The sequence below is a fragment of the Agrococcus phoenicis genome, assembly GCF_047302415.1.
Lineage (GTDB): Bacteria > Actinomycetota > Actinomycetes > Actinomycetales > Microbacteriaceae > Agrococcus.
Window position 1 is genome coordinate 818,263 of sequence record NZ_CP154854.1, and the last position, 16,174, is coordinate 834,436.

17 protein-coding genes and 2 tRNA genes are annotated in these 16,174 nt (G+C 72.3%); 10 read left to right on the forward strand and 9 right to left on the reverse strand.

Annotation, left to right across the window (positions count from 1 at the left end):
- Positions 1-3 precede the first annotated feature (3 nt).
- Positions 4-1,854 (forward strand): DNA primase, encoded by a 1,851-nt coding sequence (gene dnaG, locus AA0Z99_RS03975; protein ID WP_413319673.1) that lies wholly within the window; start codon positions 4-6, stop codon positions 1,852-1,854.
- Positions 1,855-1,882: 28 nt separating this feature from the next.
- On the opposite strand, the gene AA0Z99_RS03980 is transcribed toward dnaG, so the two are convergent.
- The gene (locus tag AA0Z99_RS03980; RefSeq protein WP_413319675.1) at positions 1,883-2,596 is read right to left on the reverse strand and encodes a hypothetical protein; all 714 of its coding nucleotides are present in this window, start codon (positions 2,594-2,596) and stop codon (positions 1,883-1,885) included.
- A 115-nt stretch (positions 2,597-2,711) separates the two neighbouring features.
- Between AA0Z99_RS03980 and AA0Z99_RS03985 the strand changes: the two genes are divergently transcribed.
- The 3 genes from AA0Z99_RS03985 (at position 2,712) to AA0Z99_RS03995 (ending at position 4,216) form a co-directional block, all read left to right on the forward strand.
- Positions 2,712-2,784 (forward strand) — tRNA-Asn (locus AA0Z99_RS03985).
- Between the two features lie 94 nt (positions 2,785-2,878).
- Entirely contained in the window at positions 2,879-3,904 is a 1,026-nt protein-coding gene (locus AA0Z99_RS03990; RefSeq protein WP_413319677.1) for an NADPH:quinone reductase, read from the forward strand.
- A gap of 141 nt (positions 3,905-4,045) precedes the next feature.
- Positions 4,046-4,216: a hypothetical protein gene (locus tag AA0Z99_RS03995; protein WP_413319679.1), complete on the forward strand. Its 171-nt coding sequence runs from the start codon at positions 4,046-4,048 to the stop codon at positions 4,214-4,216.
- Positions 4,217-4,266: 50 nt separating this feature from the next.
- Here AA0Z99_RS03995 and def read toward each other — a convergent pair whose 3' ends face one another.
- Positions 4,267-4,830: a peptide deformylase gene (def, locus tag AA0Z99_RS04000; protein ID WP_413319681.1), complete on the reverse strand. Its 564-nt coding sequence runs from the start codon at positions 4,828-4,830 to the stop codon at positions 4,267-4,269.
- 42 nt (positions 4,831-4,872) lie between these two features.
- Here def and AA0Z99_RS04005 point away from each other — a divergent pair, with 42 nt between their 5' ends.
- The 3 genes from AA0Z99_RS04005 to AA0Z99_RS04015 all read left to right on the forward strand — a co-directional run bounded on the left by AA0Z99_RS04005 (position 4,873) and on the right by AA0Z99_RS04015 (position 7,107).
- Entirely contained in the window at positions 4,873-5,814 is a 942-nt protein-coding gene (locus AA0Z99_RS04005) for a DMT family transporter (RefSeq protein ID WP_413319683.1), read from the forward strand.
- Complete coding sequence (locus tag AA0Z99_RS04010) at positions 5,807-7,006, forward strand: glycosyltransferase (RefSeq protein ID WP_413319685.1); 1,200 nt, start codon at positions 5,807-5,809, stop codon at positions 7,004-7,006. Before AA0Z99_RS04005 ends, AA0Z99_RS04010 begins: the two co-directional genes overlap by 8 nt.
- A gap of 27 nt (positions 7,007-7,033) precedes the next feature.
- A tRNA-Ile gene (locus tag AA0Z99_RS04015) sits at positions 7,034-7,107 on the forward strand.
- Here AA0Z99_RS04015 and AA0Z99_RS04020 read toward each other — a convergent pair.
- Positions 7,089-7,580: a GNAT family N-acetyltransferase gene (locus AA0Z99_RS04020; RefSeq protein ID WP_413319687.1), complete on the reverse strand. Its 492-nt coding sequence runs from the start codon at positions 7,578-7,580 to the stop codon at positions 7,089-7,091. The genes AA0Z99_RS04015 and AA0Z99_RS04020 overlap by 19 nt on opposite strands.
- Positions 7,581-7,700: 120 nt before the next feature.
- Between AA0Z99_RS04020 and AA0Z99_RS04025 the strand changes: the two genes are divergently transcribed.
- Complete coding sequence (locus AA0Z99_RS04025; RefSeq protein ID WP_413319689.1) at positions 7,701-8,789, forward strand: alanine racemase; 1,089 nt, start codon at positions 7,701-7,703, stop codon at positions 8,787-8,789.
- A gap of 22 nt (positions 8,790-8,811) precedes the next feature.
- Here AA0Z99_RS04025 and AA0Z99_RS04030 read toward each other — a convergent pair whose 3' ends face one another.
- Positions 8,812-9,624, reverse strand: coding sequence for an LLM class flavin-dependent oxidoreductase (locus AA0Z99_RS04030; RefSeq protein WP_413319691.1), 813 nt, complete (start codon positions 9,622-9,624; stop codon positions 8,812-8,814).
- A 65-nt stretch (positions 9,625-9,689) separates the two neighbouring features.
- Between AA0Z99_RS04030 and AA0Z99_RS04035 the strand changes: the two genes are divergently transcribed.
- Both AA0Z99_RS04035 and AA0Z99_RS04040 read left to right on the forward strand, forming a co-directional pair.
- The gene (locus AA0Z99_RS04035; protein ID WP_413319693.1) at positions 9,690-10,523 is read left to right on the forward strand and encodes a DUF1684 domain-containing protein; all 834 of its coding nucleotides are present in this window, start codon (positions 9,690-9,692) and stop codon (positions 10,521-10,523) included.
- A 277-nt stretch (positions 10,524-10,800) separates the two neighbouring features.
- Positions 10,801-11,328 carry a DUF3145 family protein gene (locus tag AA0Z99_RS04040; protein ID WP_413319695.1) on the forward strand — a complete coding sequence of 176 codons (528 nt, stop codon included), beginning with the start codon at positions 10,801-10,803 and terminating at the stop codon, positions 11,326-11,328.
- A 111-nt stretch (positions 11,329-11,439) separates the two neighbouring features.
- Here the strand turns inward: AA0Z99_RS04040 and AA0Z99_RS04045 are convergent, their stop codons facing one another.
- The 5 genes from AA0Z99_RS04045 to AA0Z99_RS04065 form a co-directional block, all read right to left on the reverse strand.
- Entirely contained in the window at positions 11,440-12,675 is a 1,236-nt protein-coding gene (locus AA0Z99_RS04045; protein WP_413319697.1) for a beta-ketoacyl-[acyl-carrier-protein] synthase family protein, read from the reverse strand.
- Positions 12,676-12,739: 64 nt separating this feature from the next.
- Positions 12,740-12,988, reverse strand: coding sequence for an acyl carrier protein (locus AA0Z99_RS04050; RefSeq protein WP_413319699.1), 249 nt, complete (start codon positions 12,986-12,988; stop codon positions 12,740-12,742).
- A gap of 36 nt (positions 12,989-13,024) precedes the next feature.
- Positions 13,025-14,020: a beta-ketoacyl-ACP synthase III gene (locus tag AA0Z99_RS04055; protein WP_413319701.1), complete on the reverse strand. Its 996-nt coding sequence runs from the start codon at positions 14,018-14,020 to the stop codon at positions 13,025-13,027.
- Positions 14,017-14,937 carry an ACP S-malonyltransferase gene (locus tag AA0Z99_RS04060; RefSeq protein ID WP_413319703.1) on the reverse strand — a complete coding sequence of 307 codons (921 nt, stop codon included), beginning with the start codon at positions 14,935-14,937 and terminating at the stop codon, positions 14,017-14,019. Before AA0Z99_RS04060 ends, AA0Z99_RS04055 begins: the two co-directional genes overlap by 4 nt.
- Positions 14,938-14,941: 4 nt before the next feature.
- Positions 14,942-16,174, reverse strand: coding sequence for a PucR family transcriptional regulator (locus tag AA0Z99_RS04065; protein WP_413320754.1), 1,233 nt, complete (start codon positions 16,172-16,174; stop codon positions 14,942-14,944).

Here is a 16,174-nt window from a genome sequence, read left to right on the forward strand (position 1 = left end):
AGCGTGGCGGGACGGATCCGACGGAACGACATCGACGAGCTGCGCGCCCGCATCTCGATCGTCGACGTCGTCGGCGAGCACGTCACGCTGAAGTCCGCGGGCGTCGGCAGCATGAAGGGGCTCTGCCCCTTCCACGACGAGCGCACCCCCTCGTTCCACGTGCGCCCCGCGGTCGGCCGCTACCACTGCTTCGGCTGCGGCGAGGATGGCGACGCCTTCCAGTTCGTGATGGCGATGGATCACACCTCCTTCGCCGAGACCGTCGAGCGGTTCGCCGCGCAGCTGGGCTACACGCTGCACTACGAGGACGGCAAGCCGCAGGAGGAGACGAGCGGGCGGCTGCGGCTGCTGGAGGCGAGCCGCGAGGCGGAGGCCTACTTCCAGGCGCAGCTGCTCACGCCCGCGGCGGCGCTCGGGCAGCGGTTCCTCGGCGAGCGCGGCTTCGACCTGGCGGCGGCGCAGCGATTCGGCGTGGGCTTCGCCCCGGCGTCCTTCGACGCGCTCAAGCGGCACCTGCGCGGCAAGGGGTTCAGCGAGGCCGAGCTGCTCGGCGCCGGGCTGCTGAGCGAAGGGCAGCGCGGCAGCTACGACCGGTTCCGAGGGCGCCTGATGTGGCCGATCCGCGACGTCGCCGGTGCGACCGTCGGCTTCGGCGCACGTCGGCTCTCCGACGACGACAAGGGCCCGAAGTACCTCAACTCGCCCGAGACGCCGATCTTCCGCAAGAGCCAGGTGCTCTACGGGCTCGACCTGGCCAAGCGCGAGATCGCCAAGGGGCACGAGGCGGTCGTGGTGGAGGGCTACACGGATGTGATGGCGTGCCACCTCGCGGGGGTCACCACCGCGGTGGCGACGTGCGGCACGGCGTTCGGCGTCGACCACATCAAGGTGCTGCGCCGCGTGCTCGGCGACGTGTCGACGACCGACACCCGCTCGCTCGGTCGCGTGATCTTCACCTTCGACCCCGACGAGGCCGGCCAGAAGGCCGCCGCGCGCACCTTCGCCGAGGAGCAGCGCTTCGCTGCGCAGACCTTCGTGGCCGTGCCTCCTGGCGGCCTGGATCCGTGCGACCTCCGCCTCGAGCGCGGCGACGACGCGGTGCGCAAGCTCGTGCAGCAGCGGCGCCCGCTGTTCGAGTTCATGCTGCGCCGCATCGTCGCCGAGCACGACCTGGAGACGGTCGAGGGTCGCGTCGCTGCGATGCGCCGCGCTGCACCGGTGCTGCAGTCCATCCGCGACCGAGCGCTGGCAGACGGCTACGTGCGGACCGTCGCCGGGTGGTTGGGGGTCGCGCCGGAGGAGGTGCGCCGGGCGGTCCGCCAAGCCGGGCCGCGCCCGACGCCCACGTCGCCCGGGGCCGCGCCCGAGCATCCGCCCGCCGACGTCGCGCTGGAGCAGCTCGCGCGCGACCCGGCCTCGCGCATGGAGCGCGACGCGATCGCCGCGATGCTGCAGCAGCCGCAGGTGCTCGGCAAGGACCTCGCCGCGAGGGGCGCCTCCGCCTACGTCTCCAACCCCTCGCTCGCGGTCGTGCGCGACGGAGTGCTCGCCTCGCTCGACGCGATCGATGCGCCCGACTTCTCGGAGCGCGTCGCCGAGACCGTGCCGGCCGAGATCGTGCCGCTCGTGCGCACCCTCGCGATGGCCCCGATCCCGCAGTCCACCCTCGACGGCGTGGAGGCGTACGTGCGGGGCATCGTCTCCTCACTCGTCGACCGCGACATCCTGCGCCGCAAGGCAGAGCTGCTCGGCAGTCTGCAGCGGTTGGGCGCCACCGATCCCGAAGCCTCGAAGCGCATGCAGGAGCAGCTGCTGGAGCTCGAGCGCGAGCGGCGCACGCTGCGCTCGGAGTGATCCGCTGCCGCGACGCGGCAGCGGTGCCTCAGGGCACCAGGAAGTTGATCTGCAGGTGCTCGATGATGACCTCGTCGATGTGCTCGACGCCGCCGGCGCCCGCCGGGCACGTCGCCATGATCGAGCTCGTCGTGCCGCCCGACTGGAAGTTGCGGGCGTACCAGGCCTTCGCGGGCTCGCCCTCGACCTCCTGGATGATGGAGAGCATCTCGACGGCGGCACCCTGCGAAGCCGAGGCGTCGAGGGTGAACACGTCGGGATCCCAGTCCTCGGGGGAGGAGCTCGAGAGCAGCGCGAGCGTGGCGGACGAGCTCTCGGCCTCATCGGTCGAGTCGCTGTCGGCGGCGCCCTGGTAGGCCCAGAAGGTGCAGTCCGTCGCGGTCTCGACGACGCTGATCGTCGGCCCGGCGGGGAAGTCGGAGTCGGGCTGCACCTCGAACGCGTCGTCGGTGATGATGCTCGTCTCCCAGCCGCCGACTGTGCCCGGAGGGAGCGGGGTGCCGATGGCGACGAGCTCGGGGATCTCGCCCGGCTCCGCCGACGGCGCCGCGGATGCCGACGGCGTGGGGGCGGCAGCGGTCTCGCTCGGTGCGCCGCTCGGCGTGCCGGAGGAGGTGGGGGCGGTGCTGGGCGCGCTGGTCGGCACCGCTGGCGGCGTGATGCAGCCGGTGAGGGCGAGCGAGGCGCATGCTGCGAGGAGCAGCAGCGGTGCGCCGGAGGCGCGGCGGGGCGTGGTGGGCATGCGGTGCTCCTGTGGCGGTAGGCGACCCTGTCTTGCTCGGCACGCTATCGCGGCATCCTGCGAGTGTGACCGGGGCCCAGGAGGGATGCTACGATTGACGTCGCTCCCGCAGCGATCCTCGATAGCTCAATTGGCAGAGCAGCCGGCTGTTAACCGGCAGGTTGATGGTTCGAGTCCATCTCGGGGAGCGACAGGCCCTCACCCTTCGGGGTGGGGGCCTTCTCTGTGCGCAGTGACCGGTGGTCGGGGAATACCGGCGCTCGCGTCGACCTTGCAGTCACCATGCGATCCGTCATCTACTCCGAGCCCGGCCCGTCCTCCGTCCTGCAGGTCACCGACCGAGAGCCGGCTGCACCCGGCCCGGGCGAGGTGCGCGTTCGAGTCGCCGTGTCCGGCGTCAACCCGACGGACTGGAAGGCGCGCTCGGGGACGAGACCGGTCGCCTTCGACGAGGTCGTCCCGAACCAGGACGGTGCCGGTGTCGTGGACGCTGTCGGCCCTGGCGTCGACGATCTCCGGATCGGTGATCGCGTGTGGCTCTTCCTCTCGTCGCACGAGCGTCCGACGGGGACGGCGCAGGAGCTGACGGTCGTGCCGGCGACTCGCGTGGTGCGGCTGCCGGATGGCGTGGGATTCGAGGTGGGGGCGAGCCTCGGCGTTCCTGCGATGACCGCTCATCGAGCGCTCACCGTCCACGAGCTCGGCCCGTCGCGCCTGGCGCCCGGTGCGCTCGAGGGGCGGGTGGTCCTGGTCCAGGGTGGCGCAGGAGCCGTCGGCCACGCTGCCATCCAGCTGGCGCGGTGGGCGGGCGCGACCGTGATCGCCACGGTCAGCACCGACGAGAAGGCACAGCTGGCACGCGCGGCGGGGGCGCACCACGTGCTGCGCTACCCAGCGGACGACCTCGCGGCCTCGGTGCTCGCGATCGCTCCGGGTGGCGTCGACCAGGTGGTCGAGGTCGCGCTCGGTCAGAACGCCGCGCTGGATCTCGAGGTGCTGGCGAATCACGGCTGCGTCGCGTACTACGCGAACAACAACGGCGACGCGTTCACCGTGCCGATCATGGCGAGCTTCGCGAAGAACGCGCGCTGGCAGGGGCTGCTGCTGTACACGGTCGGGCACGAGGCGCTGTCGGCTGCCGCGGACGACATCACCGCCGCGCTCGAAGCCGGTGTCCTCCCGGTCGGTGCGGAGGCCGGGCTGCCGCTGCACTGGTTCGATCTGCAGGACACCGCGGCTGCGCACGATGCCGTCGAAGGCGGGGCCACCGGGAAGGTCCTGATCCGCGTCGCCGGCGATCTGCGCTGAGCGGCGCAGCACCGCCGTCGCGGCGGCAGTCACGAGCCCTCCCCACTCCTGCTCCTGGGCAATCCTTCGACGGATCTGTGACGAATCATCCACTGGTGTCGTCTCCGAAGAGTGCGGCTGTGTGCCGACAGGAGGAGACGGATGTCGAAGCGATCGACGATGGTGCAGGCGGATGTGCGCCGGGATGGGGCGGTGCACCTGTGCCCGCGGGCGGGGAGCCTGGTGGCCGCGTGCTGCGGTCTGGGCGTGCTGGAGCTGCCGGAGAACGACCGGATCACGGAGGACGCTCTCCAGGTCACCTGCGGTCGGTGACGCGCGCGGAGCCGGTCGCCCGGGTCTCGAGCGGGTGACCGGCGCGGCGCTCAGCCCTCCAGGTCGTCGACCCCCGGCTGCCAGGTGTTGCCCGCCACGCCCCACTTGTTGCGCTTGATCGCCTTCTGCACGCCCTTGGTGCCGAAGGCGTCCAACCGATCGGCGTAGAGGATGCCGTCGAGGTGGTCGTACTCGTGCTGCAGGATGCGCGCGAGCCAGCCGGAGGCCTGCAGCTCGTAGCGCTCGCCGCGCTCGTCCTGCGCACGCAGCAGGGCGCGCTCGCTCCGCTTCAGCGCGAAGCGCTCGCCGGGGATGGAGAGGCAGCCCTCCTCCTCGTCGTCCTCCGCTGTGCCGAGCGGGGGAGACGAGATCCAGAGCTCTGGGTTGGCAGCGACGCCGCGCGTGCGCACGCCCTCCTCGTCGGTCCAGTCGTAGACGAACAGGCGAGCGCCGATGCCGATCTGCGGCGCCGCGAGGCCCACGCCGGGGGCGGCCTCCATGGTCTCGAACATGTCTCCGACGAGCTGGGCGAGCGCTGCGTCGAAGTCGACGACCGGTTCGGCGATGCGATGAAGCACGGGCTCGCCGGTGATGCAGATGGGCAGAACGGTCATGTCCTCCAGGGTATCGACGCCCCCGGGCAGTACGGTCGTCGGGTGCTGTTCACCGCTCTCGACGATCTGGCGGCAGAGATCTCGCTCACGCCCATGCAGGCGCTCGGCATCCCGGTCGCGATCGTCGGTGCCGTCTTCCTCTCGGTCGGCACGCAGTTCCAGCACCGCGGGGTGGGCCACTTCGAGGGCGGCGATCAGCGCGGTGCGCACCTGGGCGGGTCAGCGCTCGCGCGCCTGCTCAAGAGCCGCTCGTGGGTGATCGGCACGCTGCTGCTCGGCCTCGCGATCGTGCTGCAGCTCGGCGCGCTCGCGCTCGCGCCGCTCATCGTGGTGCAGCCGCTCGGCGCCGTCGCCCTCGTCGTCACCGCCATCCTGAACTCGCGGCTCGCGCGCATCAGGCTCGACCACCGCACGATCCGCGCGATCGCGCTGTGCTTGGTCGGCATCGGCATCTTCGTGACGGTCGCCGCGATCTTCGCGATCGAGCGGCCGATCCGCGACCAGCAGTTGCTGACGGTGCTCTCGCTGCTCGTCGTCGCGCTCGTGGGGCTCGGCATCGTGTGGTGGATCTACCGCGCCCGCGCCAACGCCATCTTCTACATCGTCGCGGCGGGTGTGCTCTACGGCTTCGTGGTGACGCTCTCCAAGGTCGTCATCAACCGCGTCATCTCCGGCAACTTCGACTGGCTGACGATCGTCTGCGGCGTCGCGCTGCTGGTCGCCATGCTCGTCGGCAGCTACGCCGTGCAGCTGGCCCACGCATCCGGCCCGCCCGACCTGGTGATCGCCGGCCTCACCGTCGTCGACCCCCTCATCGCCGTCCTCATCGGCGTCACGGTGCTCGGTGAGGCGGCCGCGACCCCGCCCTGGGCGATCATCGTCTTCGCGGGCGCCGGTGCGCTCGCGGTGCTCGGGGTCTTCCAGCTCGCACGGCACCACCCACAGATCCGGACGCCGCTCGCGCCCGAGGAGAACGATGACTGAACGCCCCCTTCGCATCCTGATCGCCACCGACACCTTCGCGCCCGACGTCAACGGCGCCGCGAAGTTCACGACCCGGCTGGCAGCCCGCTTGACCGCTCGCGGGCACGAGGTGCACGTGGTGGCCTCGGCGCTCGGGCGCGGCAAGCAGGGCACGAGGGTCGAGGAGCACGAGGGCGAGCGGTTCTCCGTGCACCGCCTGCGCTCGCTCCTCTACCCCGGGCACGAGTGGCTGCGGTTCGCCGAGCCGTGGCGCATGTTCCAGAACGCGGCCTCGCTGCTCGACGCGCTGCGGCCCGACGTCGTGCACTTCCAGTCGCACATCATCCTGGGTCGCGCCTTCTCGACCGAGGCGAAGAAGCGCGGCATCCGGGTCGTCGGCACCAACCACCTGATGTTCGAGAACCTCATGGATCACTCCAACATCCCGAAGGTGCTGCAGGATCAGGCGGTCGACCGGCTCTGGCGCGACGCGGCGAGCGTGCTCGAGCGATGCGACGTCGTCACGACGCCGACGCGCCGCAGCGCCGACTACCTCGAGCTGAAGACGGGCCTGCGCGGCGTGCACGCGATCTCCTGCGGCCTGCCCGGCGACGAGTACAGCCCGCATCCGGAGCGGCAGCGCGGTCGCATCGTGTTCGTCGGGCGCGTCACGAGTGAGAAGCGGCTCGAGACCCTCGTGCGCGCGGTGGGGCGCCTGCCGGAGGATCTGGGGTGGCACCTCGACATCGTCGGAGGCGGCGACCAGATCGACGAGCTGGGCGCGCTCGCGCGCGAGCTGCACATCGCCGATCGCGTGACGCTCACCGGCTTCGTCTCGGATCAGGAGCTGCGCGCGCGCCTGCGGGGCGCCGAGGTCTTCGCCATGCCCTCGACCGCCGAGCTGCAGTCGATCGCGACGATGGAGGCGATGGCGACCGGCCTGCCGGTCGTCGCCGCCGACGCGATGGCGCTGCCGCACCTCGTCACCGACGGGGTGAACGGCTGGCTGTTCGCGCCCGACGACGCCGCCGACCTCGCCGAGAAGCTGGAGCGCATCCTGCGACTGAGCGACGAGGAGTACGCGAGGTACCAGCAGCACAGCCTGCAGATGGTCGCGCCGCACGACATCGAGGCGACCATCACGGCCTACGAGCGGCTCTACCGCGGCGAGGAGATCGCCGACCCCGACACCCACGTGGAGATCGCCGACTAGGCTCGGATCCCGGGCCGCAGGGCCCGCGGGGCGGTAGCTCAGCTGGTCAGAGCAGGGGACTCATAATCCCTCGGTCACGGGTTCAAGTCCCGTCCGCCCTACTGCGTGGCTCGGCGGTCGTGAGGCCGCGCGTGAGCACCACCTCCTCGTGCACGTAGCCGAGATGCTCGTAGAAGGCGATCGCGCGAGTGTTGGCCGCACCGGTCTCGAGGGTGAGTCGCGTGCATCCCTGTGCGACTGCCCAGCGCTCGGCTGCTGCCATGAGGGCTGCGCCGATGCCTCGGCCCTCGGCGGTGCGGGCGGTGACGAGCTCGCCGACAGAGCCGTCGGTCGCGCCGGACCAGTGCCGGCGAGTGCCGGCAGCGACGAAGCCGACGACAGCGCCATCGTCGACGGCGACGAGCACCGGCGCGGTGCGGGGATGGTGTGCCTCGACGGCGTCGCGCGCCCAGCCCTCGACCGCTTGGCCGACCGCCTCGGGGTCGCGCCACGGCGCGACGCCGACCGTCAGGCGCGGCGCCAACGCCAGGACGGCCTCGCGCTCATGCTCTTGGAGCGTATGGATCTCGATCATCTGATGAGGCTCGCATGCGGAGCGCCCCGGAAAAAACCCCTGATCGGTACCATCGGATGCCAAGGCAGAGGGGGTGCGCGTGACGGGTGCGCTGTGGGTGCGGTCACGCAGGAGGCGCCCATGCTGAGGCCTGCACCGACCCCGCACCTCGCGGTCGACCTCGAGCGGATGCAGGCGAACATCGCTCGCGTCGCAGAGGCTGCGATCGCACGCGGGATCGCGCTGCGGCCGCATGCGAAGACCCACAAGACGATCGAGATCGGCCGCATGCAGCTCGCGGCCGGCGCACACGGGCTTTCGGTCGCGACGGTCGGCGAGGCCGAGGTCTTCGCCGCCGCCGGCCTCGATGACCTCTTCGTGGCGTACCCGCTGTGGATCGACGCCGACAAGGCTGCACGCCTGAGCGCGCTGACCGCGCGGGGTGCGTCGGTCTCGATCGGCGTCGACTCGGTCGAGGGGGTCGCGCGTGTGGTGCACGCCGGTCTCGCCGGCCGGGTGGCCGTGCGGGTCGAGGTCGACGCGGGGCACCATCGGTCCGGATGCGCGCCCGCGGCGGCAGGAGACGTCGCGTCGGCCGCAGCGAGGGCAGGCGTCGATGTCGAGGGCGTCTTCTCGTTCCCCGGTCACGCGTATGCGCCCGGTGCACCGGAGCGTGCGGCGCGGGAGGAGGCGGCGGCGCTGCGAGTGGCTGCCGATTCGATGCGCGAGGTGGGCGTGACGCCCCTGGTGGTCTCGGGCGGATCGACTCCGAGCTTCGCGGCGGCGCTCGAGATCGCGTCGCCCGTCACCGAGCTCCGCCCCGGCGTGAGCGTCTTCGGTGACGCCCAGCAGTGGGAGCTGGGCACCGTGCCACCCGAGCAGGTCGCGCTGACCTGCCACGCGACCGTCGTGTCGCACGCCGGCGGGCGCCTCGTGCTCGACGCCGGCTCGAAGGTGCTCGGCCCCGACCGTGCCCCGTGGTCGACCGGGCACGGTCGCCTGCTCGACCACCCGGATGCGCGCATCGTGCAGCTCAGCGAACACCATGCGGTGGTGGAGCTGCCCGGCGCGGCGCGTGCGCTCCCGATCCTCGGCAGCGTCGTGCGCGTGGTGCCCAACCACGTCTGCACAGCCGTCAACCTCGTCGACGAGCTCATGGTCTACGAGCGCGGCGACGACCCGGTGCCGGCCGCGCGCTGGAGCGTCGCGGCGCGAGGGCGCAACACCTAGCCGGGCGGCCTGCGAGGGCGACTCAGGCCAGCGCAGCGCCGATCGTCTCGGCCAATCGCATGATCCCGTCGCCCGAGTCTGGCTTGCCCTCGGCATCCACGGCGAGGAGCGGCACGCGTGTCGCGCCGGCGTCGCCATAGGCAGCCGCGAGCTCGCGCACCTGTGCCTCCGTCGCATCGGCGCTGATCTCGCCGAACTGCACCACCTGGAAGGGGCGGTCGACACCTGCGGCCGCACGCGCCTCGCCGATGGTGCGCAGCGCCTCGCGCGTGCCGTCGGGGCCGCGGTCGCCGACGAGGATCACGCCGTCGCCGAGCTGGCCCGCGAGCGCGAGCGTCTTGGGCCGCTCTGCGCCCATCAGCACCGGCGGCGCCGCCTCGAGCCGCCACCGCAGCTGCACGCGGTCGAGCTGCACGTAGCGACCGTCGACGCTCACCTCGTCGCCGTCGAGGAGGGCGCGCAGCGCGGTCGCGTACTCCCGCAGCAGCGTCAGCGGTGACGCGGCGCGCACACCCGCCTGCCCCATCCAGTCGAGCACCCCGTGGCCGATGCCCGGCAGGAGTCGCCCGGGGAACATGCGCTCGATCGTCGCGATCTCCATGGCGGCGAGCCCCACGTTGCGCAGCGGCACCGGGAGCAGGCCGATGCCGACCCGCACGCCCGTCGTGGCCGCCAGGATGGCGGCGGCGGGCGCGATGCCCGACTCGGCGAAGCAGTCCTCCCAGAGCCACAGCTCGCCGACCCCCGCTGCCTCCGCCGCACGAGCCGCAGGCAGCACGCGCTCGGGGGCGAGATCGGGAGGGAGGATGAGGCTGATCACGGGGGCTGCGTCCATGCCGCCGACGCTACACGGGCGCGCCGACACGGTGCCGCGTGGGTGCTGCTCGGTAGGCTGATCGCATGACCGATGCCCCTCTGACAGCACTCGACGACGCCCAGCAGGAGACCGCCCTGACGCAGCTCGCGGCGTTTCGCCGCAAGCGCGACCAGACCGTGCGGGCGCCGCAGGGCGCGCTCGCGCTGACGACCACCGCCTGGGTCTCCGAGCCCACGGAGGTCGAGGGCGTGCCGGGCACCTGGGCGCCCGCGCCCACGGGCGACGGGCTCCAGGTGACGGCGGATGCGTCGGCCCAGATCGTGGTGGACCGCGAGACCGTCGACGGCGACGCGATCGCCTACAGCCAGGGGTCGATGACGCCGAGCTCCGTTCGCTTCGACGACCGGCGCACCGGCACGGTGATCGGGCCCGACTTCAACGGGCGCTTCGCGCTGCGCGTCTGGGATGCGGAGGCTGCGGACGAGCGCGGCTTCACCGGCATCGCGGCGTTCGATCACGACCCGGCGTGGCAGAAGCACGGCACCTTCGAGCCCGTCCAGGGCGGCCTCGCCTTCGAGTACGGCAAGTCGCAGGGCGGCTCGCTCCGCACTGCGCTCTCGCCCGGGCGCATCCGCTTCGAGCACGAGGGGGAGCAGGTCGAGCTCGTCGCGCTGCCCGACGGCGACAGCCTGCAGATCGTCTTCGCCGACGCGACCACCGGCGCGGAGACCTACGACGTGGGCAGGTTCCTGTTCGTGCGCCCGCGACCGGACGGGTCGGTGGAGCTCGACTTCAACCGCGCCATCGTGCCGCCGTGCTCGATGAGCGACCAGTACAACTGCCCGCTGCCGCCGGCCGGCAACCGGCTGCCGTTCGCGATCCGAGCGGGCGAGCAGCGCCCGACGTTCGCGGCGTAGGCTCCCGCGGCTCGGCCCCCACGGCCGCGCGCTCTCGTGCAGTCGGGTGCGTCCCGCCTCCGCCGCAGACCGCCGGCACCCGCGTGTCGCCAGAGGAGCACGGACTGCGATCGTCCCGAGCGGAGACGGGTCGGCGCTGCCTCGCCCTCGCGACTGGTTCCGCGACGGCGATGCCAGGAACGACAGCCTTGTCGTTCCTCAGGCGCATGTGGCACACTCAGGGTGTCTCGAACGCCGTTCGACCGATGGGGAAGTCGCATCGAACGAGGGAGAGACGATGACTGCTGCGAACACGCTCAGACGACGTCCCGCGATGACCACGGGGGTCGTCTGGATCCACGCGTCCCAGCGCGCGCTGCGGACCCACCTCGAGTGGGCCGTCGGCCATACCGTCGGCGATGCGCTGCGCTTCGTGTGGCAGCCGCAGCCCGCTGAGCCGGGTGCCGAGCGCACCGAGGTGCACTGGTCGGGCCCTGCCGGCACTGGATCGGCGATCGCCTCGGCGCTCGCCGGTTGGCGCGACGTGCGCTTCGAGGTGACGGAGGACGCAGTGCCCGGCTGCGACGGCATGCGCTGGATGCACACGCCGACGCTCGGCATCACGGGGCAGCGCATCGACGCGGCAGGTTCGCTCGTCGTCCCGGAGGAGCGGATCCGCGGCGCCATCGAGGCTGCCGGCCCCGATTCCCGCGCGCTCGTCGCCGCGCTCGACGACGCGATGGGCGGCGCCTGGGATCGCGAGCTCGAGGCCTACCGCCATGCCTCGGACGGCTCGCCCGTGATCGCGCTGCACCGCGTCGGCTGAGATCGCGCCGTCGGCGTTCGTCGCTCGCCGACCCACGGACAGCTGAGGGCCCCGCTGCGTACAGCGGGGCCCTCGGCCATGCGTGCGCGCAGGGAGCTGCGCGCGTGTCGATCAGACGGAGCGGATCGCCACCACGGCGTTGTGCCCGCCGAACCCGAAGGAGTTCGAGATGGCCAGCTGCGGCTGGTCACCGAGCGGAATCGGCGTGGGAGCGATCTGGAGCGGCGCATCCGGATCCTGCTCGGTCACGTTGATGGTCGGCGGCGCCGAGCGCTCCACCAAGGCGAGGGTCGTGAACACGGCCTCGAGCGCGCCCGTGCCGCCCAGCAGGTGCCCGTGCGCGGCCTTCGTGGCCGAGACCGGGATCTCGCGGACGCGCTCGCCGAAGATGCGGTGGAGCGCGCGCACCTCGGCCACGTCGCCCACGGGCGTCGAGGTGGCGTGCGCGTTGATGTGCGTCACCTCGTCGGCAGTCGCACCGGCTGCGCTGAGCGCGAGCTCGACGGCGCGGCTGGCGCCCTTGCCCTCCGGCTCGGGGGCGGTGATGTGGAACGAGTCCGCGGTGACGGCGCCGCCGGCGAGCTCTGCGTAGATCCGGGCGCCGCGCGCGAGCGCGTGCTCCTCGGTCTCCAGCACGAGCGCCGCAGCGCCCTCGCCCATCACGAAGCCGTCGCGCGTGACGTCGTAGGGGCGGGACGCCGTGGCCGGGTCGTCGTTGCGGCGCGAGAGGGCCTGCATCGAGGAGAACGAGGCGAGCGTGATCGGGTGGATCGCCGACTCGCTGCCACCGGCGATGACGACGTCGGCGAGGCCGGCCTGCAGGTGCTCGAAGGCGTTGACGAGGGCCTCGGTGCTCGAGGCGCAGGCGGATGCGACGGTGCGTGCGTAGGCGCGCGCCTCGAAGTGCATGGAGATCGCGGCGGAGGGCGCGTTCGGCATGAGCATCGGCACGGTCATCGGCATGACGCGCCGGGCGCCCTTCTCTCGCAGGGTGTCCCAGGCGTCGAGCAGGGTCCAGAGCCCGCCGATGCCGGTCGAGAAGTCGACGCCGAGGCGCTCGGGCTCGATCTCGGGCGAGCCGGCGTCGGCGAACGCCTCCTTGGCGGCGATGAGGGCGAACTGGCTCGACGGGTCGAGCCGCTTCCACACCGGCCGCTCGAGCACGGTGTCGGGCCGCACCTTCGCCTCGGCGGCGAAGGTGACGGGCAGCTCGTACTGGTGCACCCAGTCGTGCTCGAGGCTGCGAGCGCCGGATTCGCCGGCGAGCAGCGCCTCCCAGCTCTCACGCGCGGTGCCGCCGAGCGGCGACGTCGCCCCGATGCCGGTGATGACGATCTTCTTCGTCATGCCTGTCCTCCCATCAGCCGCGTGCGGCCGGTCACCCGGCCGCACGCGATCGCCGCAGCGGTGCTCAGGCCTGTGCGCCCGTGATGTACTCGACCGCGTCCTGCACGGTCTTGAGGTTCTTGACCTCGTCGTCGGGGATCTTGACGTCGAACTTCTCCTCGGCGTTCACGACGATCGTCATCATCGAGATCGAGTCGATGTCGAGGTCGTCGGTGAACGACTTCTCGAGCTGCACGTTCTCGGTCGCGATGCCGGTCTCGTCGTTCACGAGGTCGGCGAGCCCGGCGAGGACCTCGTCCTTGGTGAATGCCATTGGGTGTCTCCTTCTGATGGATTGGACGGGATGAGTCTAGGGGAGCACGACGACCTGGGCGCCGTACACGAGCCCGGCGCCGAAGCCGATCTGCAGCGCGAGGCCGCCGGAGAGCTCCGGCTGCTCCTCGAGCAGCCGGTGCATCGCCAGCGGGATCGACGCGGCGGAGGTGTTGCCGGTGGTCGCGATGTCGCGGGCGATGGCGACGCTCTCCGGCAGCTTCAGCTGCTTCGCGAACTCGTCGATGATGCGCATGTTCGCCTGGTGGGGGATGAAGGCAGCGAGGTCGCTCGGCTCGAGGCCGGCCGTCTCGAGCGCTTCGCGCGCCTTCTTCGCCATCTCCCAGACCGCCCACCGGAACACCGTCGGGCCGTCCTGCCGCAGCGTCGGCCATGCCGCACCCTCGCGCATCGAGCCGAGCGTGTTCGTCATGCGGATGGTCTCCCAGTGGGAGCCGTCCGATCCCCAGACCGAGGGGCTGATGCCTGGCTCGTCGGCAGCGCCGATCACGACAGCACCGGCCCCGTCGCCGAGCAGGAAGCTGATCGAGCGGTCGGTGGGGTCGACGACCTCTGAGAGCTTCTCCACGCCGACGACGAGCACGTGCTCCGCCATGCCGCTGCGCACGAGCGCGTCGGCCTGCGCGACGCCGTAGGCGTAGCCGGCGCACGCCGCCGAGATGTCGAAGGCGGGCGCCGGGGTCGCACCGATGCGCTCCGTCAGCAGCGCCGCCATGGAGGGCGTCTGCACGGTGTTGCTGATGGTGGAGATGATGACGGCGTCGATCTGCGAGCCCTCGAGGCCCGCGCGCTCGAGGGCCTCACGAGCCGCGGCCTCGGCCAGGTCGACGGCCTCTGAGCCGTCGGAGACGCGGGCGCGCGTGATGATGCCGGTGCGTTGCCGGATCCACTCGTCGGACGAGTCGATCGGGCCGACGAGCTCGTCGTTCGGCACCAGGCGGTCGCCGCGCGCGGCACCGACGGAGAGGATGCGGGCTCCGGCCCGAGTGGGGAGGCTCGTGATCGTGGTCATGCTGCCGCTCCGGTCTCCAGCAGCGCTGCCGCTGCCTCCAGGTCGTCGGGGGTGGTGATGCCGACCGAGGGTACGCCGCGCAGGCCGCGCTTGGCGAGCCCCGTCAGCGCGCCCGCGGGTGCGAGCTCGACGATGCCCGTCACCCCTGCGTCGGCGAACGCCGCCATGCAGCGATCCCAGCGCACGGGGCTCGAGACCTGGCCCACGATCAGCTCGAGGTACTCGGCGCCGGATGCGACGGCGGTGCCGTCGCGGTTCGTCCAGAGCGTGGTGCTCGGGTCCGTCGTCGCGGTCGCCGCAGCCTTGGCGCGGAACCGCTCGACGGCGGGCGCCATGTGGTGCGTGTGGAACGCGCCGGCCGTCTGGAGCGGGATCACGCGCGCCCGCTCGGGCGGAGCCTCGGCGAGCGCGGCGAGGGCGCCCAGCTCGCCCGCGACCACGATCTGGCCGCCGCCGTTGTAGTTCGCCGGCTGCAGGCCGAGCTCGGCGAGCCGCGCCTCGAGGACAGCCTCGTCGGCACCGATCACTGCTGCCATGCCCGTCGGCGTCGCGGCCGCCGCATCCGCCATCGCCCGTGCACGCTCGCCGACGAGCGCCATGGCGCTCTCGGCGTCGAGCACACCGGCTGCGACCGCGGCCGTGATCTCTCCGACCGAGTGGCCCGCGAAGCCGGCGGCGCGGGAGGCGCGCTCGCCGAGCGCGTCGAGGGTGAGGATGCCGGCAGCGACGATCAGCGGCTGCGCGACGAGCGTGTCGCGGATGGTGTCGGCGTCGGAGGCGGTGCCGTGCTCGACGAGATCGATGCCCGCGGCGTCGCTCAGCGAGCGCAGCCGCTCCGGCACGCCGGGCAGCTCGAGCCAGGGGGAGAGGAAGCCGGGCTTCTGCGAGCCCTGGCCTGGGGCGACGATGACGATCACTGACTCATCCTCCCATCGTGCCGCTGCCTCGGGCGGCATGCCCCCGGGCCTGTCGCTGGGCTCGGTCGCGACTCGCGTCGTGGATCGAGCCGAGGATGATCGCCGTGTGGAGGGCGAGCGCCTCGCGCGCCCCCGTGGCATCCCAGCCGATGATCTCGCTGATGCGCTTGAGGCGATAGCGCACCGTGTTCGGGTGCACGAACAGCTCCCGCGCGGTGGCCTCGAGCGACCGGCCCGTGTCGAGGTAGCAGGCCAGGGTCACGAGCAGGTCGCTCGAGTGATCGCGCAGCGGCTGGTAGATGCCGCGCACGAGCTCCGTGCGGGCGAGGGGGTCTCCCGCGAGCGCCCGCTCGGGCAGCAGGTCGTCCGCGCGCACGGGCCGCGGGGTTCGCCGCCAGGCATCCGCGACTGCGAAGCCGGCCAGAGCAGCCTTCGCGCTGCGGGCGGCCTCGACGATGCCGGGCACCGCCGGCCCCAGCACCAGGTGGCCCTCGCCGAACCCCTCCGCGAGCTCGCCGGCGATGGCGAGGAACTCGATCGGCGAGTCGGCGCTGCCGTCGTTCTCGGCCGACCTGCCGATCACGACCACGAGCCGCGTGCCCTGCACGCCGACCAGCACGTCGCATCCGGCGTGCCTCGCCTTCCGGCGGATCACGTCGACGTCGAGCGTGCGCGGAGCCAGGCCGACGAGCACGGCGCACTCGCCGCGGCCGTGCCAGCCGAGCGCGGCGGAGCGGCTCGGCAGCTCGTCGTCGTGCTCGCCCGTGAGGATCGAGTCGACCACGAGCGCCTCGAGCCGCGCATCCCAGAGGCCGCGCGACTCGGCGGCGCGGGCGTAGACGTCGGCGGCCGCGAACGCGATCTCGCGCGAGTAGCGCAGGATCGGCTCGCGCATCGCGGGGTCGGCGTCGCCGATGCGCTCCTCGAACACCGCGACGACGGTGCGGATCAGCTGCAGCGTCTGCTGCAGGCTGACGCTGCGCAGTAGCTCCCTCGGCGCCGCCGCGAAGACGTCGGCGGCGATCCAGGGCTGCGCCTCGGGATCCTCGTGCCAGGCGATGAAGGAGGTGATGCCCGAGTGCGCGACGAGGCCGACCGCGCTGCGCCGCGAGGGCGGCATCGTGCGATACCAGGGCAGGCGGTCGTCGAGCGCCCGCGTCACCTGCGTCGAGAGATCGCCGGAGATGCGCCGCAGCCACGCGAGCTGCTGCGCCTTCAGCGCCTCCTGCTCCGACAG